The following is a 21,778-nucleotide window of genomic DNA, read 5'->3' as shown; positions in this document are numbered from 1 at the left end:
TCGGCCACGGCGTCCCGGGGCACTAGGGCGCGGTGATCGCGGAGACGCTCGCGTTCGTGAGTACGACCAGATCCGCCGGTGACAGCTCGACGTCGAATCCTCGGCGCCCTCCCGACACGAAGACCGTCGGGTGAGGCTCGGCCGATGCGTCGATCACGGTGCGGTGAGAGTGCTTCTGGCCGAGTGGGCTGATGCCGCCGGCGACGTAACCGGTTCGCCTCTCGGCTAAAGCCCGGTCGGCGAGGGCCGCGCGCTTCGCGCTCACGGCGGAAGCGAGAGCCCCCAGGTCGAGCCGTTCGGCCACCGGGATGACCGCAACCAGGAGTTCGTCGTCCGCTGTGACCATGAGCGTCTTGAAGACCCTGTCCATCGGAACATCCAGAGCCGTCGCAGCCTCGAGGCCGTAGGCGGTCACGGCCGGATCGTGGGTGTAGACGTGACCGCTCCAGGTGATCCGTGCCGAGTCGAGTACCCGCGTCGCAGGCGTGGCGGGGATACGTGGGGCGGAACGACTCACGGCACCGCTCGGAACAGGAGCACGCACGTTCCCGGGATATCCATGCGTGAGCCGGGCTCGTGCATCGAGATCTCGTGGACCGGACGCTCGTCGGCGCTCGACCACAGCAGTTCATAGCACGCGATGCCCTCGTGCCGGGGAAGCGCGATGGTGGTCGGCCGCTCCATGCCGTGGACGACGAGCAGGATCTGGTTGAGGTCCTCGGTCTCCGGGGTCGAGGTCGCGAGGTACTGCAGCGTGCGGTGATCCGGCCGCGTCCACTCGTCGTCGCTCATCGTTCCACCGTCGGCGTCGTACCAGTCCATGCGACTCGCACTCGGCGTCGTCTCTCCCGGACGGCCGTACCGGGACGGCCGGAGCGCCGGGTTCTCCGCGCGCAACGACAGGAGACGCTTCGTGTGCTCACGGAGGTCCTGCTGCCAGTCGAGGAGGCTGTGGCTCATCCAGGTGAGCTCCGAGTCGTGGCAGTAGGGGTTGTTGTTACCGCGCTGCGACCGGCCGAATTCGTCGCCGGCGGTGATCATCGGTATTCCCGCGGAGAGGAGCAGGGTGCCGAGGAGGTTGCGCATCGCCTTCCTGCGCACGGCGAGGATGGCCTCGTCGTCGGTGTCGCCCTCCGCGCCGTGGTTGAAGGAGCGGTTGTTGTCGCTCCCGTCGCGATTCGACTCGCCGTTGCCCACGTTGTGCTTCACGTCGTACGACACGAGGTCCGCGAGGGTGAAGCCGTCGTGCGCCGTGACGAAGTTGACCGAGGCGAGCGGTCCGCGGTCGGTGGAGAACGTGTTCGAGGATCCCGTGAGGCGGGTCGCGAAGCCGCCGATGCCGACGGGGGCGTGCTCCGCGCGCCGCGCGTAGTCCACGTCGCTGAGCCAGAAGTTGCGGACGCGGTCGCGGTAGCGGTCGTTCCACTCGTGCCAGCCGTCGGGGAAGTTGCCGGTCTGCCAGCCACCCATCCCGGTGTCCCACGGCTCGGCGATCATCTTGACGTCCGCGAGGCGCGGGTCCTCGACGATCCGGCGGAGGAGCGGGTGGTCGCGGCGGTACTCGTGCGTCGCGTCGCGCCCGAGCGCCGGTGCCAGGTCGAAGCGGAAGCCGTCGACCTGGACGTCGTTCGCCCAGTAGCTGAGCGAGTCGATCACGAGTCGCTGAGCGGCCTCGGTCGCGAAGTTCACGGTATTGCCCGTGCCCGCCGTGTCGATGTAGTGGCCCTCGGCGGTCTGTCGGTAGTAGCTCGCATTGTCGAGGCCGCGGAGGCTCGTCGTGGGCCCGCCGGGCCCCTCTTCCGCCGTGTGGTTGTAGACCACGTCGAGCACGACTTCGAGACCGGCCTCGTGGAGGAGCTTGACCATTCCCTTGAACTCACGGAGCACCGCGGAGGGGCCGTCGGCCTGCGCGCGCTTCGAGGCGTAGGCCGAGTGGGGCGTGAAGAAGTTGAGGGTGTTGTAGCCCCAGTAGTTCGTGAGGCCCTGCTTGATGAGTCGCTGCTCCGAGACGTATGCGTGGATCGGGAGGAGTTCGATCGTCGTGACCCCGAGATCGAGCAGCCGTGCGATCGTGTCCGGGTGAGCAAGACCGGCGTAGCTCCCGCGCAGGTCCTCCGGGACGTTCGGGCTCAGCCTGGTGAGCCCCTTCACATGGGCTTCGTACACGACGGTGCGGTCGAGGGGGATGCGCGGCTTGGCGACGCCGCCGAAATCGAACTCGGTGTCGGGCACGGCGGAGCGGAACACCCCCGGCTTGCGGCGGACGAGCCCGGTGCCCCACGGATCGAGCAGGAACCGGGACGGATTGAAGGCATGGTTCGGACCGTTCGGCCCATCGGCGCGGAGTGCGTACCGGGTGCCCACCTTGAGGCTGCGCGTCCGTGCCGACCACACACCGGCTCCAACGTCCTGAAGAGGGACCGTCTTGACGATCCAGTCGAGGTCGGTGTCATCGAAGATCACGAGTTCCACGGCCGTGGCGTTGGCCGACCAGACGCGGATCTCGCCGCCTCCGGAAGTGAGCCTCACACCGAGGTCGCGGAGGGGATCGGCGGCAGTCATGCGTTCTACAGTAGGGGTGACGAATGTCGTCGGCGTTACGGCTGTGAGGAGGGCGATCCGATGCCGGTCTATCTCGACCACTCCGCGACCACTCCTTTGCGCCCGGAGGCGGCCGCCGCGTGGATGGAGGTCGCCTCGTCTATCGGCAACTCGTCGTCGATCCACAGTCATGGGCAAGCGGCCAGACGCACACTCGAGGAGGCGCGCGAGACGATCGCAGCGACACTCGGGGTGGACGGGATCGAGGCGCTCATCGTCTCGGGCGGGACCGAGGCGATCAACCTCGCGATCAAGGGCCTGTACTGGACGCGCAACGCCGACTCCGAGCGACCGGTGGTGGTCGCGGCACGGGGGGAGCACCACGCGACGATCGACGCGGTGGAGTGGCTCGTGGACCACGAGGGTGCTGAGGCCGCGTGGGTCGATCTCCTCGACGACGGGGCCGTGGATCTCACGCACCTCGACCGGGTGCTCGCCGAAAACGCCGGCCGGATCGCCGTCATGACCGTGATTGTGGCCAACAACGAGGTCGGGACGATCCAGCCCGTCCGGGAGATCGCGGTGCGCGCGGTCGCGGCCGACGTGCCCCTGCACCTCGACGCGGTGGCCGCCTACGGTCATGTGCCGCTCGACCTCCGCGCGCTGCGGTCGGAGACCGGAGCGACGGGCGCGACGGGACCGGTCGCGGTCTCGGTGTCCGCCCACAAGATCGGGGGCCCTCAGGGGATCGGGGTGCTCGCGCTCCATCGGGGTGCAACGGTGGAACCGCTTCAGCACGGCGGAGGTCAGCAGCGACGGCTCCGTTCGGGCACGCAGGATGTGGCGTCCGCGGCGGCCTTCGCCCGTGCGGCGCTGCTCGCGCGTGCCGAGCTTCCGTCGGAAGGACGGCGACTGCGCGTGCTGAGGGATCGGCTCGTGGCGGGAGTGCTCGCGTCCGTGCCGGACACGAGGGTGAACGGTGCGCCGCTCGATGGACCCGATCGACTCCCCGGTAACGCCCATTTCGCCTTCTCCGGATGTCAGGGCGACTCGATCCTGTTCCTGCTCGACATGGCGGGGATCTCGGTCTCGACCGGGTCGGCGTGCCAGGCCGGAGTGCCTGAGCCGTCTCACGTCCTCCTGGCCATGGGGCGGTCGGAGGACGAGGCGCGCTCTGCTCTCCGGGTGACGCTCGGTCGTACGACCACCGATGCCGACGTCGATGCATTCCTCACCGCGATACCCGGGGTGATCGCCTCGGCGCGGAAGGCCGGTCTCTCCGAGCGTGACGTCGCGCTCCGCTGAGCCACGGACCGACGGCTGTGGCCCGCCGTAGACTGGACCCATGAAGGTTCTCGCGGCGATGTCCGGTGGCGTCGATTCGGCGGTCGCAGCGGCGCGAGCCGTGGACGCCGGTCACGAGGTGGTGGGGGTGCACCTCGCCCTCAGCCGGATGCCGGGCACGCTCCGCACCGGCAGCCGGGGCTGCTGCACGATCGAGGATTCGATGGACGCGCAGCGCGCGGCGAACCTCATCGGCATCCCCTACTACGTCTGGGACTTCTCCGAGCGGTTCAAGCTCGACGTCGTGGACGACTTCATCGCGGAGTACTCGGCGGGACGCACCCCCAACCCGTGCATGCGCTGCAACGAGAAGATCAAGTTCGCAGCGCTTCTCGAGAAGGCGATCGATCTCGGTTTCGACGCCGTCTGCACGGGGCACTACGCGCGCCTCGAGCGTTCGGCCGCCGGCTCCATCGAACTGCACCGAGCGAGCGACGAGGCGAAGGACCAGTCGTATGTGCTCGGCGTCCTCACCGGCGACCAGCTCGAGCACTCGATGTTCCCGCTCGGAGAGACGCCGTCGAAGGCCGTCGTCCGGGCGGAGGCCGCCGCTCGCGGCCTGAGCGTCGCGGCGAAGCCGGACAGCCACGACATCTGCTTCATCCCCGACGGCGACACCCGCGGCTGGCTGGCCGAGCGTGTGGGTGCGGAGACGGGCTCCATCCTCGATCGCGACGGCCGGGTCGTCGGCGACCACGACGGAGCCCACGCATTCACCGTGGGGCAGCGCCGCGGGCTCCGACTCGGGGTGCCGGCGGACGATGGCAAGCCCCGTTTCGTCCTGGAGGTGCGGCCGAAGACCAACGAGGTCGTCGTCGGACCGAAGGAGGCTCTCGCGATCGCGGAGATCGGAGGCCGACGCTTCTCGTGGGCCGGAGCTCCGGTGGAGGACGCGGGCGAGGCGTTCCGTTGTGATGTCCAGATCCGCGCGCACGCCGACCCCGTGCCGGCTGAGGCTCGCGTCGTCGAGGGAGCCGACGGGATCGAGTTCGTCGTCGTCCCCGATGTTCCGCTCGATGGAGTGGCCCCCGGGCAGACGGCTGTCGTGTACCTCGGGACGCGCGTGCTCGGTCAGTTCACCATCGACCGCACCGTGAGTGCCGTTCCGGTCACCGCCGGCGCCTGACCGCCGCACGGTGGTCCCTCGACCGCGCCACCCCCTGAGAGTGTCGGTGGCCGTCCCTAGACTTGACGCGTGAACGCGACAGACGAATCGGGGAACACCCACGCCGTGACGGGCGACTCAAGCGGCTCGGAGATCGACCCGGCAGACCTCTCTCCGGAGCAGGCGGCCGAAGAGTCCCACCGGCTCACCGGGCGCATCCTCGAATTGCGGGACGCCTACTACGAGCGCGACGAGGTGCTCGTGGACGACGCCGAATACGACGCGATGCTGCGGCGTCTCGACGAGATCGAGCGGCTCTTCCCTGCGCTGCAGAGCCAGGACAGCCCGACGCAGACGGTCGGCGGCCGCGCGCAGACGACCCTCTTCGATCCGGTCACGCATCTCGAGCGCATGCTGAGCCTCGACAACGTGTTCTCCCGCGAGGAGTTCGAGGTCTGGGCCGGCAAGGTCGTCGCGGCCAGCGGTCGGCCCATCCGCTGGCTGTGCGAGCTGAAGATCGACGGACTCGCCATCAACCTGCGCTACGAACGCGGGCGCCTCGTGAGCGCGGCCACCCGCGGCGACGGCGTCGTGGGGGAGGACGTCACCGAGAACGTGCGGCGGATGTCGGTCATCCCCACCCAGCTCCAGGGAGATGCCCACCCGGAGGTCGTCGAGGTGCGCGGCGAGGTGTTCTTCCCCGTCGAGGCGTTCCGCGAACTCAACGCCGCGCAGGCCGAAGCGGGAGAGCGTGTGTTCGCGAACCCGCGTAACGCCGCGAGCGGCTCGCTGCGGCAGAAGGCCGAGGGCAAGAACGCGAAGGCCATGGAGCTCATGGAGAGGCGCTTGTCGAGCCTCGGCATGCTCGTGCACGGCATCGGTGCGTGGCCGAACCCCCCGGTGTCGAGCCAGTCGGAGGTCTACGACCTGCTCTGCTCGTGGGGGTTGCCGACGTCGAGTCACTATCGCGTGGTCGATTCCGTCGAGGAGGCCGCCGATTTCATCGTCCGCACGGGCGAAGACCGCCACTCGGTCGAGCACGAGATCGACGGAGTCGTCGTCAAGGTCGACGAACTCGCGCTCCACGACGAGCTCGGCGCGACGAGCCGGGCCCCGCGATGGGCGATCGCCTACAAGTACCCGCCGGAGCAGGTCAACACGACGCTTCTCGACATCGTCGTGAGCGTGGGGCGTACCGGTCGTGCCACGCCGTTCGCCGTCATGAAGAAGGTGCGCGTGGCGGGAAGCGAGGTGCGCCAGGCGACACTCCACAACCAGGACGTCGTGAAGGCGAAGGGTGTCCTCATCGGCGACACCGTGGTCCTGCGCAAGGCCGGCGACGTCATCCCCGAGGTCCTCGGTCCGGTCGTGGAGCTCCGAGACGGGACCGAGCGCGAGTTCGTCATGCCGACGAACTGCCCGGAGTGCGGCACCCCGCTCGCCCCGGCGAAGGAAGGCGACGTCGATCTGCGGTGCCCGAATGCGCGAAGCTGCCCGGCGCAGGTGCGGGGACGGGTCGAGCACATCGGCTCGAGAGGTGCCCTCGACATCGAGGCCCTCGGAGAGGTCTCCGCCGCCGCGCTCACCCAGCCCATCGTGCCGGAGGATCCGCCGCTCCACACCGAGGCCGGACTGTTCTCCCTCACGCTCGCGGATCTCTTCCCGATCGAGGTGATCGTCCGTGACAACGAGACGGGGCTGCCCAAGCTCCGCGACGACGGCACGGAGAAGACGGACACCCCGTTCCGACGCCAGCGGAAGAAGAGCGACGGCCCGTTCGACCCGGAGGCCGAGGGCTTCCAGGGCACCGAGACGCACGTTCCGTCGAAGAACGCCGTCGACCTCATCGCCAACCTCGACGGTGCAAAGCAGAAGCCGTTGTGGCGGTTCCTCGTCTCCCTGAGCATCCGGCACGTCGGGCCCGTCGCCGCGCGGGCCCTCGCCGACTGGTTCGGCTCCCTGGCCGCCATGCGGTCGGCGAGCCGAGAGGAACTCGCGGCCGTCGAGGGCGTGGGTCCGACCATCGCGGATGCCCTGATCGACTGGTTCTCGGTCGACTGGCACCAGGAGATCATCGACCGCTGGTACGCCGACGGCGTGCCGTTCGAGACTCCAGGACACCCCGGTCCCGGAGCGGCCGCGAACGCCGGCGGAGTGCTCGCGGGCATCACGGTCGTGGCCACGGGGTCACTCGAGGGATTCACCCGTGAGGGCGCCCTCGAGGCGATCATCGCGGCTGGCGGCAAGGCCGCATCGAGCGTGTCGAAGAAGACCGACTTCGTCGCGGCAGGTCCCGGGGCGGGCTCCAAGCTCGCGAAGGCGGAGTCGCTCGGTCTGCGCATCATCGACGCCGAACAGTTCGCCCTCCTCGTGACGGAGGGGCCGGGGGCCCTTTCCGAGACGAGCGGCGAACCGAGCGGTGCCGACGACGCGATGGACGACCTCGCGGTTGCCGACGCGACGACCGAGGCGGCCACGGGCGACTGAGCGCCGTCCCGCCACGGCCTAGAATGGGGCGACACCCCGACATCCATCTGACGGAGATCCATGTCCGAAATCTCGGAGGAGCAGGTCGCACATCTCGCGAACCTCGCCCGCATCGCACTCACCCCCGAAGAGATCACGAGCCTCACGAGCGAGCTCGACCAGATCGTCGACAGCATCGCGAAGGTGCAGGAGGTCGCGACACCAGACGTGCCCGCGACGAGCCACCCCGTGCCGCTCGAGAACGTCTTCCGCGACGACGTCGTGGGACAGACGCTCACGCGCGAGCAGGCTCTCGCCAACGCGCCCGAGCGTACGGAGGACCGGTTCAAGGTCTCGGCGATCCTGGGGGAGGAACAGTGAGCGAGCTCATCCGTAAGTCCGCGAGCGAGCTGTCCGACCTGCTCGGATCGGGCGAGGTCTCGAGCGTCGAGGTCACGCGCGCCCACCTCGACCGCATCGAGGCGGTGGACGGCGAGGTCGCGGCCTTCCTCCACGTGTCGTCCGATGCGCTCGACGTCGCCGCGGCGATCGACGAGCGCCGGGCAGCCGGTGAAGACCTCGGTCCTCTCGCCGGGATCCCCTTGGCGGTGAAGGACGTGCTCGTCACGACCGACATGCCCTCCACCTCGGGGAGCCGGATCCTCGAGGGCTACATGTCGCCGTTCGACGCGACGGTCGTCGCGAAGTCGCGCGCCGCCGGTCTCATCCCGATCGGCAAGACCAACATGGACGAGTTCGCCATGGGGTCCTCCACCGAGCACTCGGCGTACGGACCCACGCACAACCCGTGGGACCTCGACCGCATCCCCGGCGGCTCGGGCGGTGGCTCGGCCGCGGCCGTCGCCGCCTTCGAAGCCCCTCTCGCCCTCGGCAGCGACACCGGCGGCTCGATCCGTCAGCCGGCGCACGTCACGGGAACGGTCGGCGTGAAGCCCACGTACGGCGGCGTCAGCCGCTACGGAGCGATCGCCCTCGCGTCGTCCCTCGACCAGGTGGGTCCTGTGACCCGCACGGTCCTCGACGCCGGTCTCCTGCACGACGTCATCGGCGGCCACGACCCGTTCGACTCGACCTCCCTGCGTGACGAGTGGCCATCGATGGCCGCAGCAGCCCGTGAGGGCGCGTCGGGGGGTTCGCTCGCAGGCCTCCGCGTCGGCGTCGTCTCCCAGCTGAACGGCGACGGCTTCCAGGCCGGGGTGCGTCGTCGTTACGAGGAAGCACTCGCTCTCCTCGAGCGCAACGGTGCCGAGCTCGTCGAGGTCAGTGCACCGCACTTCGAGTACGCGATCGCCGCGTACTACCTCATCCTGCCGGCTGAAGCCTCCTCGAACCTCGCGAAGTTCGACTCCGTGCGATTCGGCATGCGGGTCACACCTCCGGGTGGCGGCACGGTCGAGCAGGTCATGTCGGCCACCCGTGAGGCCGGCTTCGGCCCCGAGGTCAAGAGGCGCATCATCCTCGGCACCTACGCTCTGAGCGCCGGATACTACGACGCCTACTACGGCAGCGCCCAGAAGGTCCGCACGCTCATCCAGCGCGACTTCGAGCAGGCGTTCACGTCGGTCGACGTGCTCGTGAGCCCGAGCGCGCCCACGACGGCGTTCCGTCTCGGAGAGAAGCTCGACGACCCGCTCGCGATGTACCTCAACGACATCGCGACGATCCCCGCGAACCTCGCGGGAGTCCCCGCGATGAGCGTGCCTATCGGACTCGCTCCGGAGGACGGCCTTCCCGTGGGACTCCAGATCATGGCGCCGCTCCGCGAGGACGCCCGTCTGTACCGCGCGGGTGCGGCACTCGAAGCGCTGCTCCTGGAGCAGTGGGGACATGGCCTCCTCGCCGAGGCACCGGAACTGGGAGGCAAGTGATGGCGAAGGATCGCCTGATGGACTTCGACAAGGCGCTCGAGCTCTTCGAGCCGGTGCTCGGTTTCGAGGTGCACGTCGAGCTCAACACGAAGACCAAGATGTTCTCGTCGGCTCCGAACGGCTTCGGCGACGCTCCCAACACGAACGTCTCACCCGTGTGTCTCGGCCTCCCGGGTTCCCTCCCGGTCGTGAACGAGCAGGCCGTGCGCTACTCGATCAGCCTCGGTCTCGCGCTCGGGTGCAGCATCGCGCCGAGCTCGCGGTTCGCGCGCAAGAACTACTTCTACCCGGATCTGGCCAAGAACTACCAGATCTCGCAGTTCGACGAGCCGATCGCCTTCGAGGGCCAGGTCGACGTCGAGCTCGCCGACGGCAGCGTCCGGACGATCCCGATCGAGCGCGCGCACATGGAGGAGGACGCCGGCAAGCTCACGCACGTCGGCGGCTCGACCGGGCGCATCCAGGGTGCCGAGTATTCGCTCGTCGACTACAACCGCGCGGGTGTGCCTCTCGTGGAGATCGTCACGAAGCCGATCTACGGCGCCGAGCACGATGCGCCGGAGCTCGCGAAGGCCTACGTGTCGACGATCCGCGACATCGTCATCGCGCTCGGCATCTCGGACGCCCGTATGGAGCGCGGCAACCTGCGCTGCGACGCGAACGTGTCGCTGCGCCCTCGCGGCCAGGAGAAGCTCGGGACGCGGACGGAGACCAAGAACGTCAACTCCCTACGCTCGGTCGAGCGCGCCGTGCGATACGAGATCCAGCGCCAGGCCGTGATCCTCGCCGAAGGCGGGACGATCACGCAGGAGACGCGGCACTGGCACGAGGACACCGGGTCGACGTCTGCCGGTCGGCCGAAGAGCGACGCGGACGACTACCGCTACTTCCCCGAGCCCGATCTGCTTCCCGTCGTGCCGTCGGCCGAGCTGATCGAGGAGCTCCGTGCCGCACTTCCCGAGGCGCCTGCCATCCGTCGCCGCCGGCTCAAGGAGTCGTGGGGCTACACGGACCTCGAGTTCCAGGACGTCGCCAACGGCGGACTGGTCGCCGAGGTCGAGCTGACGATCGCCGCCGGGGCAACGCCCGCCGCGGCGCGTAAGTGGTGGACGGGGGAGATCTCGCGGCTCGCGAACGCCGGAGGTGTCGAGGCCTCCTCGCTCATCTCCCCGGAGAACGTCGCGGAGCTCGCGCGGCTCGTCGACGCCGGCACCCTCACCGACAAGCTCGCCCGACAGGTTCTCGAGGGCGTCATCGCCGGCGAAGGCACGCCGCAAGAGGTCGTCGATGGCCGGGGACTGGCTGTCGTGTCGGACGACGGAGCCCTCATCGCCGCGATCGACGAGGCCCTCGCGGCCCAGCCCGACGTGCTCGCGAAGATCCAGGACGGCAAGGTCCAGGCGGCCGGAGCCGTCATCGGAGCGGTCATGAAGGCGATGCGGGGCCAGGCGGATGCGGCCCGCGTGCGTGAACTCATTCTGGAGCGCGCCGGCCAGGTGTGATGACGGTCCGCCACTGGCGGCCGTCCGACGAACGACGATCGGAGCGTCTCCCACTGCTGTGGGCGGCGCTCCGATCGCGTCGGGCGGCGGTCCTGCGGCTCAGGCCGGGTTGCGTCCCGTGAGGGCGAGCAGCTGGAACTGGAGAGGAGCGTCCTCCGGCACGGTAATCGGCGCGCCGTAGAGGCCGCTCGCCTGCAGGGTCTCCCGCTGCGGGGCGAAGACGGTCCAGACCGCTTCGACGAGATCGTCGTGCAGGCGCTCGTCGTCGCCGATCGCACGTGCCAGGTCCCACGTGTGGATGGCGACGTCCGATACCTGCTCGGTGAGGTAGGCGAGCGCCGTGACCGTGTCGGAAGAGAGCTGGACGTGCTGGCGCTCGTCATGGGCGCGCCACGCCTGCGAGGCGCGCTCATGGTGCCGCTCCCATTCACTGACGAGGTCGTCGCCGAGGGGTTCGACGACGAGTCGGGCCTGTGCGAGGGAGCGTCCGTCGAGGAGCGGACCCACCCACTGCTGCTCCTCGGTGACGTGAGCCACGAGCGCCCGAACGTCCCAGTCGTCGTCGGGAGTGGGGGCGGTCCAGTCGGTGATGCGTCGGACGCGTCGACCGAATTCTTCGCCCGCCATTCGTTGGAACTCGAGCCATTCCTCGTATCCGTACATCGTCGCCTCCTGAAGTCGAGCTTACGGAAAAGCAACGCTGCGTGGGCGCCCGCATTCCCTCCCGCGCGGTACCGTGGACGGCCGCGATGTCGGTGGCCGATGGGACAATGGATCCATGGGTCGCGACGACGGAGCAGGACGGCAGGTCACCGTCGGCTCCGCCGACGATTCGGAGACTCCCATCCTGCACATCGACATGGACGCGTTCTTCGCCTCTGTCGAACTCCTGGATCGACCGGACCTCCGAGGTCTCCCCGTCATCATCGGCCACCGCGACGGACGTTCCGTGGTCACGAGCGCCACGTACGAAGCTCGGAAGTTCGGCGTGGGCGCGGCCATGCCGGTCTCCAAAGCGCTCCGGCTCTGCCCTCATGCCGTCGTCGTGCCGCCCAACTACGCGGCGTACTCTCACTTCTCCGGTGAAGTGATGCGTATCTTCTCCGACGTCACTCCGCTCGTCGAACAGTTGAGCATCGACGAAGCGTTCCTCGACGTCTCCGGTGCGCGTCGTCTGCTCGGCTCTCCGGCAGAGATCGCAGCGCTCGTTCGCGAACGGGTCGAGTGCGAGACGGGTCTCACCTGCTCGGTGGGCGTCGCCGCGTCCAAGTTCGTCGCCAAGATGGCGTCGACGCGGGCGAAACCCGACGGCTTCCTCGTCGTCCCGAAGGCTGACACCCTCGCCTTCCTGCACCCCTTGCCGATCCGCACACTGTGGGGGGTCGGGCCGTCGACGGAGGAGTCCCTGCGCCGTCTCGGGCTCGCAACGATCGGCGACATCGCCGAGGTGCCGATCGCTGCTCTCCGGAGCGCCGTGGGCAACGCGGGCGCGAACAAGCTGCACGACCTCGCTCTCGGTCTCGACCCGCGGTCCGTCGAGACGACACGGATCGAGAAGAGTATCGGCCACGAGGTCACGTTCCACACCGACATCACCGACATCGGTCAGCTGCGGGTGGAGCTCCTCCGGCTCGCGGACAAGGTCGCCGTCCGCCTCCGCGAACGCCACTGGGTCGCCCGCACGATCGGCCTGAAGGTGCGCTGGACGGATTTCACGACGCTGTCGCGATCGCACACCCTGCCGGAGCCGACATCCGTCGGCCGTCGGCTGCACGAGGAGGCGGTGTCCCTCCTCGACGGGCTTCGGCCCCTCCGACCGGTCCGACTCATCGGCATCCGGGCGGAGCACCTCTCGCCGGCTGGAGACGGGGCACTGCTGTGGGACCCCGACGAGGACTGGCGTGAGGCCGAGAATTCCGTGGACGCGGTGCGAAAGCGTTTCGGCTCGTCGGCACTCGCCCCGGCATCGCTTCTGAGGGAGCCGTCCGGCGGCGCAGGAGGCCCACGGACGGCGCCCTTCCCCGACGACTGATTCGCGGTTCCGACCCCTTGGAAGTGCCCGTGCGCGCGGGTAGCGTGGCATCATGACGAACCCAGCGCTCGACCTCGCAGACCGTTTCCGCACCATCGGAGTCAAATCCGTCTACGGAGACCCCGTCGACCTCGACGGCTCCACCATCGTTCCCGTCGCCGTGAGCGTCTTCGGTTTCGGCGCGGGTGAGGGCGAGGGCACCGGAGACGGCGCTTCGGGCGACAAGACCACGGGAAAGGTCGGCGGTTCGGGTGCGGGCGGCGGGGGCGGTGGCTACTCGTGGCCCGTCGGCGCCTACGTCTCGGAATCGGGAACAGTCCGGTTCGAACCGAATGTCATCTCGCTCATCATCGTCTCGGTGCCGCTCATCGCCGTCACCGGCAAGGCCCTCAGCCTGATCATCAAGGCGCTCAAGCGGTGAGCTGCGCGCTATAGTTGCGATGAACACGGGAGTCCGGTGAGCCGGGCTGAGAGGAAGGTCCTCAACCTTCGACCGTCGAACCTGATCTGGATCATGCCAGCGCAGGGAGTCTGACATCTCATCACCCGTGCCCTATCCACTCATCGAGAGGGGCACGTCACGTGCACGCAACAACATCGTCCATCGATTCATCGTCGACCGACCGTTCGGAACGGTCCCTGCGGTGGCGGGTCATCGACATCGTCATCGCTGCCGTCCTCGGCGTCGCGACAGGCCTCATCTTCTGGTTCTGGAACACCGTCGGGTACCTCTGGTTCCAGACGGCCGACGCAGTCACGCCGGGCTTCGGCGGCGTCGCCGTGGGTATCTGGCTCATCGGAGGCGTGATCGGCGGGCTCGTCATCCGGAAGCCGGGGGCCGCGCTTCTGGTCGAACTGATCGGCGCCGTCGTGTCGATGCTCGTCGGCAACGTCTGGGGCGTTTCGACCGTGTACTCCGGCATCGTGCAGGGTCTCGGCGCCGAACTCGTCTTCGCGGCGTTCGCCTACCGTCGTTTCGGTGTCGTCACGGCCGCCCTCGCGGGAATCGGCGCGGGTGCCGCGGCGTGGCTCTTCGAGTTCTTCACCGGGAACATCGAGAAGAGCGCGACGTTCAACGTCATCTACCTGTCGTCGGTCGTTGTCTCCGGTGCTCTGCTGGCCGGCGTGCTCGGTTGGCTTCTGGTCCGTGCCCTGGCTGCGTCGGGTGCGCTCAGCCGATTCGCCGTGGGCAGGGACGCGCGGCGGGACGTATGACCGGAGGAGCGCGCATCACCGCGACCGGTTGGGGCTGGAGGCACGCGGGTCGAAAGCGTGCAGCGGTGGCCGACGTCTCGATCGACATCGCTCCGGGGGAGCGGGTCCTTCTGCTCGGCGCGTCGGGCTCGGGGAAGTCGACCCTCCTCGCGGGAATCGCGGGTCTCCTCGGGGGCGATGAGGATGGAACGGCTGTCGGAACCCTGACGGTGGACGGTCGTGACGCACGCGAAGCGCGCGGCCGAACCGGTCTGGTTCTCCAGGACCCCGATGCCGCTCCCGTGCTGTCCCGTGTCGGGGACGACGTGGCGTTCGGATGCGAGAACCTCGGGGTGGAGCGCGACGAGATCTGGCGACGGGTGGCGCGGAGCCTCGAGGCGGTGGGGCTCGATGTCCCGCTCAGCCGCCAGACATCACAGCTGTCGGGTGGGGAGAAGCAACGCCTCGCCATCGCGGGAATCCTCGCGATGGACCCCGCCGTCATCCTCCTCGACGAGCCGACCGCGAATCTCGACCCCGTGGGGGTGTCCGAGGTCCGGGCTGCCATCGAGAGAGCCGTCCTCGATGACGGGACGACCCTCGTCGTCGTGGAACACCGTACGGAGGTCTGGGTCGACCTCATGACCCGCGTGATCGTGCTCGACGCCGGCGGCGGGGTGTTCGCAGACGGTCCGCCTGCGGAGGTCTTCGCACGCGCCGGCGCGGCTCTCGCGGACGCCGGTGTCTGGGTGCCCGGGGTGTCCGTGGGCCTACCGGATGCCGGCAGACCCGGCTCCGACGACGGAGCGGCGCTCTCGACGTCCGTCCTCTCGATCGGTCGATCGGCCGAGGCGATCGTCCGATCCCGTCTTGATGTGGTGGTGCCGATGCACCGCTCGACGGTCGTGGTCGGGTCGAACGGGGTGGGGAAGTCCACGCTCGCACTGACACTCGCCGGCCTCCTCCCGGAGAGGGAGGGGACGGTGACGGCTTCGGCCGCGCTCGCGACATGGCGGGGCCCCCGTCCCTCCCGGTGGTCGTCGCGTGATCTCCTCACCCGGATCGGCACGGTGTTCCAGGAACCGGAACACCAGTTCCTCGCCTCGACGGTGCGAGACGAGCTCGCGATCGGCCCGCGGGCACTCCGGCTCGGGGACCACGAGGTGCAGGGGCGCGTCGACGAGATGCTGGATGTCCTCGGCCTCGCCGAGCTCGCGCGTGCGAACCCGTTCACGCTCTCGGGAGGGCAGAAGCGGCGGCTCTCCGTGGGCACCGTCCTCATCGCCCGGCCCGCCGTGATGGTGCTCGACGAGCCGACGTTCGGACAGGACCGTGGGAGCTGGATCCGCCTCGTGGCCCTGCTTCAGAAGCTCGTCGCGGACGGTGGGACCGTCGTGTCGGTCACTCACGACGCCGGGGTCGTCCGTCACCTGGGGCAGCACGTCATCAGGCTCGACGACGTCGGGGTTCCTGGTATGACGGAGGCGGCCGCATGACCACCCTCCGCGTTGCGGCGCCGGCCGTTCTCACACGGGGGGCGCTCCTCGACGACATCAACCCCGTCTCGAAGATCATCGCAATGGTCATCCTCTCCGTTCCGCTCATCGTCACCATCGATTGGGTCAGCGCCGCCGTGGCGATCGCCATCGAGCTCGTCCTCCTTCCGCTGTGCGGTCTCGCACTCGGGGCTCTGCTGCGCCGGGCGGTCCCCCTGGCGATGTTCGCGCCGATAGCGGGCATCAGCATGCTCCTCTACGCAGAGCCGGAGGGCCGCGTCCACGCACAGTTCCTCACTGCCACGATCAGCGATTCGTCGATCCAGCTCGCTGTCGCAGTGACGCTCCGCGTCTTCGCGCTCGGCCTGCCCACGATCCTGCTGTTCTCCCGTGTCGACTCGACGGAGCTCGCTGACGCGCTCGCGCAGGTGGCACGGCTCCCCGCACGGCTCGTGCTGGGGGTCGTCGCCGGTGTCCGCCTGCTCGGGCTCTTCATCGACGACTGGCGGAGCATGGAACTCGCGCGTCGCGCGCGGGGAGTCGGTGATGCCGCGCCGATCCGTCGACTCTTCTCGATGTCGTTCCAACTGCTGGTCTTCGCTGTCCGCCGTGGTACGAAGCTCGCGACGGCGATGGAGGCCAGGGGTTTCGGCGCGCAGTCGACACGCACGTGGGCCCGTCCGTCGTCGCTGTCCTGGAGAGATGCCGTCTTCCTCCTGGGATGCGTTGCCGTGATGGCGGCGGCGATCGGTGGGGCGGTCGCCGCCGGGACGTTCCGTTTCGTGGGGTCCTGACGTGGTAGTCACTCGATCGGACGTCAGGAGCGAGCTTCGGCGCTCCGACGGCATCGTTCTCATCGACGGCCGGAGCGGTGCGGGCAAGTCGACTTTCGCCGACCTCCTCGTGTCACGCTGGCCCGGCGAGGTTCCGCCGGTGCTGGTGCGGATGGACGACATCTATCCGGGGTGGTCTGGACTCGACGACGCGTCGGAGCAGGTGTGGAGCGAGCTCCTCGCCCCGCGAGCGGTCGGAATGCCTGGACGCTGGCGGCGTCACGACTGGGTTCTCGGCCGATCAGCCGAGTGGCATGATGTTCCGGCCGACCGTCCGCTCGTGATCGAGGGGTGCGGCACGCTCTCGAGGACGAACGCCTCAGCCGCGAGCCTCCGCATCTGGCTCGAGGCGGGTCCCGTCGTCCGCAAGAGGCGTGCGCTCACGCGAGACGCCGGCGCATTCGACGGACACTGGGACATGTGGACGGACCAGATGGAGTCCTTCATCGGCCGCGAGGACCCGATCGCGTCTGCCGATCTCGTGCTGGGGAATGACGGCGGCGAGGCGGCGGATTGGCTCGACGACGTCCTCGACCGTTCCACCGGCACCACCGTCTAGAGACGCGCTCAGCCCTCGTGGAGGTCGGCGATCAGGGCCGAGATCACGGGGATCGGGTGGGTGATCCGCCACAGCACGCCCGGATCCTGGAGCCGCTCGTCGAGTCGCAGTGGCGCCGTCTCGGTACGCCCGCCGGCCGTCGCTTCGACCGAACCGATCGTCGTCCCCGCACCGGCGGCCTCGAGCGGGTCGAGGGTCGTCGTCACCACGGGGGTGGAGACCGCCCAGTGCGGTTCCGACACGGCAGCCCCGGCGGACGCCGTCACCTCGTCGCCCCACGGCGCGGTGACGGTGACCAGTGGGGTGCCGACGGCGATGAGCGACTCGTCGACGACCGCAGTGGCGGCCTGCTCGGCGAGAGCGCGGACCGCCGCCTCGAGAGCGTCCCAGTCGGACTGCCGGAGGATGGCGCCGTAGGCCCGGTAGGTCGTGTCCCCGATCTCGACGCTCAGGCCGAACAGCAGGCAGATGCCGGCAGCGTCCGTGTAGCTCCGTGAGACGCCCGTGATGCCGAGCTCGGGCAGGTAGGTCGTGGTGTTCTCGATCCCTCTCCTGGACGGGAGTCCCTCGACCGTGCTCGTCAGCACCGAGTCGATGGCGGGATCCTGGAGGGCCAGTGCGGCCACGACGGCGAGGTCGGAGGCCGTGCCGGCGCTCTCCTCGGACAGACCGGTGGCGTCGGCGACTGTGATGCCGTCGAGTCCGTTCTCATCGAGCCAAGCCCGAGCGGCGACGAGGTAGTCATCGACGGAGCCGAAAGCCCATCGAACGAGAGTGTCGGCGTGGTTGTTGCTCGAGCCGAGGAGGAGCGCCTGGAGCATTCCCCGCTCGCTCCATTGGTCGTCCGTGTACACGGTGACGGTCCTGGCTCCGGCCGCCTGGTAGTCGCGGTAGGAGAGGAAGTCCTCTGAGGTGATCGGGACGATCGCTCCCTCGTCGTCCGCAGCGAGGGGGTGCGCATCGAGCACCACGAGCGCCGCGATGACCTTGGTGGCGGCGGCCATCGGCACGGGCTGCGTGTCGCCCGCCACGGCGAGCGGTGTCCCCGTCGGATCTTCCGTCAGGGCGCTGGCACCGTCAGCGGGGAGTACCGGATCATTGGCCGGAATCTCGTCGACAGGGATCGTGGAGGTGGTCGCCTCGGGGAGCGGACCGAGGAGAGTGGCCGGGCCGTACAGCCCGACGGCCAGGATCGCGACGGTTCCGACGCTCACTCCGATGACGCGTCCTACCCCCACGAAGACCCCCGGCTACCCGACATGGGTTCAGGCTAACCCGGATGCGCCGCTCGGCTCGTCAGCCCCAGCCGAGTCGGTGCAACTCCGCGTCGTCCAGACCGAAGTAGTGTCCGATCTCGTGGACGAGGGTCACCCGCACTTCGGCGCGCAGCGAGTCGACATCGTCGACGTGGTGGAGGAGTGGTTCGCGATAGATGCTGATGGTGTCGGGCAGCTCGCCGAACCCGTACTGTCCCCGTTCGGTCAGGGCGACGCCGTGGTACAGACCGAGAAGGTCGAGGGAGCCGTCCTCCGGACGGTCCTCAACGATGATCGCGACATTGTCGAGGTCGGCGACCATGTCATCGGGGAGCGTGTCGAAGACCTCTTCGACGAGGGCTTCGAAGTCGTCCGGCGTCATGTCGATCACGAGGACTCATCGTATGCGGTCGAGTTGTGACAGAACCGGACGTCAGCCGCCGGGGCCTTTTCCGTTGTCGGCACCGTTCCCGTTCCCGTTCCCGTTCCCGTTGCCCTGACCTTTGCCGTTCCCGTTTCCGTTGCCCGGCGCAGTCTGGTCCGTTCCTGGTCCCGCTTCACCTCCGGGCGTGTTGTCGTCCGTTCCGGGTTCCGGTCCTGAGGGAGTCGACGTGTCGGAGGCGGGACTCTCGGTCTCGTCGTCGGTACCGGCGTCGGTGGCGTCGTTCTCGGTGTCGGTGGTCTCGGTGTCGGTGGCATCGGTGGCATCGGTGGCATCGGTGGCCGGGATGGCATCGGGGGTTTGCGCGGTCTCGGAAGCTGCGGCGGCGGCTTTCCGCTCGTCGACGAACGAGGTGATGCCGGTCGAGAACTCGTCCATGGCCGTCGAGAGGGTGGCGATCCCGACGCCGCCCGTGTTCGAGGCGCTCACGGGTGCTCGACCGCTCGTCAGTAACCCCGCGAGGCCTCCGCCGAGACCGATGGTGACGACGGCGGCGCACGCGACGAGGAGGAGGCGACGACGAGAACGGCGACGGTCCACCTGGCGGCGTGCGCCTGGCCTGTCACGTCGGAGTCGGCGTGCGGGCACACCGAGCGTCACTCCAGCGGCGCGGACGGCGGCAGGCTGGGGAACCGCACCATGAGTCATGGGCTCCGTCGGTGTGGGGGAGGAGGCACCGACGTCGGGAATGCGCTTCGTGACGGTTGCGGCTACGTTCGTGACTCCGCCCTGGGCGGGCGACACCCTCGCGAGCGAGACCGTCTCCGTCGCGACGAGGGGACCCGTTCCCTCCGAGCGGAGGATTTCACGCGCCGAGGCGGCCACATCGAGGGCTGTCGGCCGCGCCTCGACGGAGCGGGATGTCATGGCTGTGAGGAGGGACTTCCAGGCGTATCCGAGCTCGCCGGGGATCGTGGGGTCGCGCTGGACTCTCGCCACGAGCGACTCGGTCATCCCGCCGGGGAAGGCGCGCGTGCGGGTGAAACTCTCGAGCAGGACGAGACCGAGGGAGTAGATGTCTCCGGCCGGGGCGGGGGTGATACCTCTCGTCTGTTCGGGACTCAGGTAGGCGGCGGTTCCCATGATCGTGCCGGGCATGGTGAGCCTGGCCGAGTCGACGAGATGCGCGATTCCGAAGTCGGCGAGCTTGGCCCGGAATTCCCGTGTCGGCGAGACGGACGGAGCGAGGAGGACATTGGACGGCTTGATGTCGCGATGGACCATGCCGGCGTCATGAACGGTGTGCAGCGCCTCGGCCAGGTCGAGCGCCATAGCTGCGATGTCGACGTCGCTGAGGGGGCCGTCGCTGATGCGCTCGTGGAGTGTGGGACCGTCGACGAGTTCCATGACGAGAAAGGCGTCATCGCCCGGAGCGACCCGTGCGTCGTAGAGGGTCACGAGGGAGGGGTGGTTGAGGGCGGCGAGAAGTCGGACTTCCGTCGAGGCCCGTCGGGCCTGGTGTTCGCCGTCCGAGGTGTCACCGAACAGTTTGACAGCGACGGGTCGGTGCAGGACCTCGTCCGTGGCTCGGTAGACGTTGGCCATACCGCCTCGTCCGATGAGGGAGTCGACCCGGTATCGCCCGCCGAGGACGTGACCGATGAACGCGTCAGCGGGGACGTGTCCGACGGTCATCCATGCTCCTCTGTCGTGGGCAGCACGATCGCCCGCCGCTCCCAGTCTGATGGACCGCGCAAACGAAAGTTGGCCGTTGACAGACCCCGGAAGCCGGTGCATTCCGCACCCCCGACTTCACGAAGCCACGGCAGAGATCCGTTGACCTCACGAAGCCACGGCAGAGATCCGTTGACCTCACGAAGCCACGGCAGAGATCCATTGACCTTAATGAACACTGGGGTGAGTAACGGGGCTTGAACCCGCGACCTCCTGGACCACAACCAGGCGCTCTACCAACTGAGCTATACCCACCATGTGCGCCTGTTCCGGGCTGACCCGGAAGACGCAACTCGAAAATTGTATTACACGTTTGAGGTGTATGCGTTCACCGTGGCCGCGGCGGCTGCTTTTGCCTCGTCGGATGTGGGCCCGGGGAGCGGAACGAAGACCGCCGACCGGTAGTACGCGAGTTCGCGGATGGACTCGAGGATGTCGGCGAGGGCGCGGTGCCCGCCGTCCTTCGACGGTGCGTTGAAGTAGGCACGGGGGTACCACCGGCGGGCGAGTTCCTTCACCGAGGAGACGTCGACGTTGCGGTAGTGCAGGTGGGCGTCGAGCCGTGGCATGAACTTCGCCAGGAACGCCCTGTCCGTGCCGATGGAGTTTCCGGCGAGCGGTGCCTTCTGCGCATCGGGGATGTGGTCGACGACGTACTGGAGCACTCGGAACTCGGCGTCGGCGAGGTCGAGGCCATCCGGGATCTCCTCGATGAGTCCCGACGTGGTGTGCATGGTCGTCACGAAGTCGCCCATGTTGGCGAGGGCGGCATCGCTGGGTTTGATGACGACGCTCAGCCCCTCGTCGACGGGGTTCAGATCGAAGTCCGTGATGACGACGGCGATCTCGACGAGTTCGTCGACCGAGAGGTCGAGTCCCGTCATCTCGCAGTCGATCCAGACGAGGAGGTCGCTGCCTGTGGTCATGCTCCGATCCTATCCGCGACCGCCGACACCCCGGTTCGGGCGCCGGTAGGCTGGTCGCACCATGCTCGTCGCCCTCGCCATCGCCCTGCTCGTGAACGCCGCGTACAACGTGATCGTGTGGCCCCGTTTCCTGTCGCGCATCGCGAAGGACCCACGGGCCCGCGCGGCGGATGGTTCTCGCACCGCGTTCTTCCGCGTGCACCTCGTGTTGATCTCGGTGGCTCTCGGTCTGGCTGCTGTCTCCGCTGTTCTCGGTATCGCCGCACTCGTCACCGTCGCCTGATCCAGGTCGCGGGACACCGGTGGGCTATCCTGGTTGCCGGTCTGCCCTCATAGCTCAATGGATAGAGCAACGGCCTTCTAATCCGTAGGTTGCAGGTTCGAGTCCTGCTGGGGGCACTGGAGCAGAGCGGATCTATCGGATCCGACAGCGCGTCGAATCTCCTCCCAGCGCAACCGCGCTCCGGGCGGACGCCGAACGGGTACAGTCGTGGGCGGCGCGCGAACGGCCGCGTCCGT

20 protein-coding genes, 2 tRNA genes and 1 riboswitch are annotated in these 21,778 nt (G+C 68.6%); of the genes, 14 read left to right on the top strand and 8 right to left on the bottom strand.

Annotated elements, in window-relative coordinates; all coding sequences use genetic code 11:
* Window positions 1-22: 22 nt before the first annotated feature.
* Window positions 23-517, bottom strand: a complete 495-nt coding sequence (gene ybaK, locus CLV49_RS16890) for a Cys-tRNA(Pro) deacylase (RefSeq protein ID WP_106565184.1) — start codon at window positions 515-517, stop codon at window positions 23-25.
* Window positions 514-2,562 carry a glycogen debranching protein GlgX gene (gene glgX / locus CLV49_RS16885; protein WP_106564583.1) on the bottom strand — a complete coding sequence of 683 codons (2,049 nt, stop codon included), beginning with the start codon at window positions 2,560-2,562 and terminating at the stop codon, window positions 514-516. Before glgX ends, ybaK begins: the two co-directional genes overlap by 4 nt.
* A 60-nt stretch (window positions 2,563-2,622) precedes the next feature.
* Between glgX and CLV49_RS16880 the strand changes: the two genes are divergently transcribed.
* The 6 genes from CLV49_RS16880 to gatB all read left to right on the top strand — a co-directional run bounded on the left by CLV49_RS16880 (window position 2,623) and on the right by gatB (window position 10,847).
* The gene (locus CLV49_RS16880) at window positions 2,623-3,846 is read left to right on the top strand and encodes a cysteine desulfurase family protein (protein WP_106564582.1); all 1,224 of its coding nucleotides are present in this window, start codon (window positions 2,623-2,625) and stop codon (window positions 3,844-3,846) included.
* Window positions 3,847-3,886: 40 nt separating this feature from the next.
* Entirely contained in the window at window positions 3,887-5,011 is a 1,125-nt protein-coding gene (mnmA, locus tag CLV49_RS16875) for a tRNA 2-thiouridine(34) synthase MnmA (protein WP_106564581.1), read from the top strand.
* Between the two features lie 132 nt (window positions 5,012-5,143).
* On the top strand, window positions 5,144-7,477 hold the full coding sequence (ligA, locus tag CLV49_RS16870; protein WP_106565183.1) for an NAD-dependent DNA ligase LigA: 2,334 nt from the start codon (window positions 5,144-5,146) through the stop codon (window positions 7,475-7,477).
* Window positions 7,478-7,537: 60 nt separating this feature from the next.
* Entirely contained in the window at window positions 7,538-7,837 is a 300-nt protein-coding gene (gatC, locus tag CLV49_RS16865) for an Asp-tRNA(Asn)/Glu-tRNA(Gln) amidotransferase subunit GatC (protein WP_106564580.1), read from the top strand.
* A complete protein-coding gene (gatA, locus tag CLV49_RS16860) occupies window positions 7,834-9,345 on the top strand; it encodes an Asp-tRNA(Asn)/Glu-tRNA(Gln) amidotransferase subunit GatA (protein ID WP_106564579.1) in 1,512 nt (503 codons plus the stop codon). The genes gatC and gatA overlap by 4 nt, the downstream gene beginning before the upstream one ends.
* Window positions 9,345-10,847 carry an Asp-tRNA(Asn)/Glu-tRNA(Gln) amidotransferase subunit GatB gene (gene gatB / locus CLV49_RS16855; protein WP_106564578.1) on the top strand — a complete coding sequence of 501 codons (1,503 nt, stop codon included), beginning with the start codon at window positions 9,345-9,347 and terminating at the stop codon, window positions 10,845-10,847. The genes gatA and gatB overlap by 1 nt, the downstream gene beginning before the upstream one ends.
* A gap of 99 nt (window positions 10,848-10,946) precedes the next feature.
* Here gatB and CLV49_RS16850 read toward each other — a convergent pair whose 3' ends face one another.
* Window positions 10,947-11,510 carry a TIGR03086 family metal-binding protein gene (locus CLV49_RS16850; protein WP_106564577.1) on the bottom strand — a complete coding sequence of 188 codons (564 nt, stop codon included), beginning with the start codon at window positions 11,508-11,510 and terminating at the stop codon, window positions 10,947-10,949.
* Between the two features lie 115 nt (window positions 11,511-11,625).
* On the opposite strand from CLV49_RS16850, the gene dinB reads away from it, so the two are divergent.
* The 6 genes from dinB to CLV49_RS16820 all read left to right on the top strand — a co-directional run bounded on the left by dinB (window position 11,626) and on the right by CLV49_RS16820 (window position 16,961).
* Window positions 11,626-12,879, top strand: coding sequence for a DNA polymerase IV (gene dinB / locus CLV49_RS16845; protein ID WP_106564576.1), 1,254 nt, complete (start codon window positions 11,626-11,628; stop codon window positions 12,877-12,879).
* 52 nt (window positions 12,880-12,931) lie between these two features.
* The gene (locus tag CLV49_RS16840; protein ID WP_106564575.1) at window positions 12,932-13,300 is read left to right on the top strand and encodes a spore germination protein GerW family protein; all 369 of its coding nucleotides are present in this window, start codon (window positions 12,932-12,934) and stop codon (window positions 13,298-13,300) included.
* Window positions 13,301-13,315: 15 nt separating this feature from the next.
* Window positions 13,316-13,425: riboswitch (TPP riboswitch) on the top strand.
* 36 nt (window positions 13,426-13,461) lie between these two features.
* The gene (locus CLV49_RS16835; RefSeq protein WP_106564574.1) at window positions 13,462-14,094 is read left to right on the top strand and encodes an ECF transporter S component; all 633 of its coding nucleotides are present in this window, start codon (window positions 13,462-13,464) and stop codon (window positions 14,092-14,094) included.
* Window positions 14,095-14,159: 65 nt separating this feature from the next.
* Window positions 14,160-15,569 carry an ABC transporter ATP-binding protein gene (locus CLV49_RS16830; RefSeq protein WP_243696520.1) on the top strand — a complete coding sequence of 470 codons (1,410 nt, stop codon included), beginning with the start codon at window positions 14,160-14,162 and terminating at the stop codon, window positions 15,567-15,569.
* Window positions 15,566-16,363, top strand: coding sequence for an energy-coupling factor transporter transmembrane component T family protein (locus tag CLV49_RS16825; protein ID WP_106564572.1), 798 nt, complete (start codon window positions 15,566-15,568; stop codon window positions 16,361-16,363). Before CLV49_RS16830 ends, CLV49_RS16825 begins: the two co-directional genes overlap by 4 nt.
* A 1-nt stretch (window position 16,364) precedes the next feature.
* Entirely contained in the window at window positions 16,365-16,961 is a 597-nt protein-coding gene (locus CLV49_RS16820) for a nucleoside/nucleotide kinase family protein (protein WP_106564571.1), read from the top strand.
* Window positions 16,962-16,969: 8 nt separating this feature from the next.
* Here CLV49_RS16820 and CLV49_RS16815 read toward each other — a convergent pair whose 3' ends face one another.
* The 5 genes from CLV49_RS16815 to orn form a co-directional block, all read right to left on the bottom strand.
* Window positions 16,970-18,175 (bottom strand): D-alanyl-D-alanine carboxypeptidase family protein, encoded by a 1,206-nt coding sequence (locus CLV49_RS16815; protein ID WP_158261999.1) that lies wholly within the window; start codon window positions 18,173-18,175, stop codon window positions 16,970-16,972.
* An 82-nt stretch (window positions 18,176-18,257) separates the two neighbouring features.
* Complete coding sequence (locus CLV49_RS16810) at window positions 18,258-18,599, bottom strand: metallopeptidase family protein (RefSeq protein ID WP_208019832.1); 342 nt, start codon at window positions 18,597-18,599, stop codon at window positions 18,258-18,260.
* Between the two features lie 51 nt (window positions 18,600-18,650).
* The gene (locus CLV49_RS16805) at window positions 18,651-20,294 is read right to left on the bottom strand and encodes a serine/threonine-protein kinase (protein ID WP_158261998.1); all 1,644 of its coding nucleotides are present in this window, start codon (window positions 20,292-20,294) and stop codon (window positions 18,651-18,653) included.
* A 218-nt stretch (window positions 20,295-20,512) separates the two neighbouring features.
* A tRNA-His gene (locus CLV49_RS16800) sits at window positions 20,513-20,588 on the bottom strand.
* A 50-nt stretch (window positions 20,589-20,638) separates the two neighbouring features.
* Complete coding sequence (gene orn, locus CLV49_RS16795) at window positions 20,639-21,259, bottom strand: oligoribonuclease (RefSeq protein ID WP_106564567.1); 621 nt, start codon at window positions 21,257-21,259, stop codon at window positions 20,639-20,641.
* A gap of 61 nt (window positions 21,260-21,320) precedes the next feature.
* On the opposite strand from orn, the gene CLV49_RS16790 reads away from it, so the two are divergent.
* Window positions 21,321-21,542, top strand: a complete 222-nt coding sequence (locus CLV49_RS16790) for an SCO4848 family membrane protein (RefSeq protein WP_106564566.1) — start codon at window positions 21,321-21,323, stop codon at window positions 21,540-21,542.
* A 43-nt stretch (window positions 21,543-21,585) separates the two neighbouring features.
* Window positions 21,586-21,658: transfer RNA gene (locus tag CLV49_RS16785), tRNA-Arg, on the top strand.
* Window positions 21,659-21,778: the final 120 nt, after the last annotated feature.

This window comes from Labedella gwakjiensis (assembly GCF_003014675.1).
Lineage (GTDB): Bacteria > Actinomycetota > Actinomycetes > Actinomycetales > Microbacteriaceae > Labedella > Labedella gwakjiensis.
The sequence above is the reverse complement of the archived record's forward strand: the minus strand, read 5'-3'. Positions and strand labels throughout refer to the sequence as shown.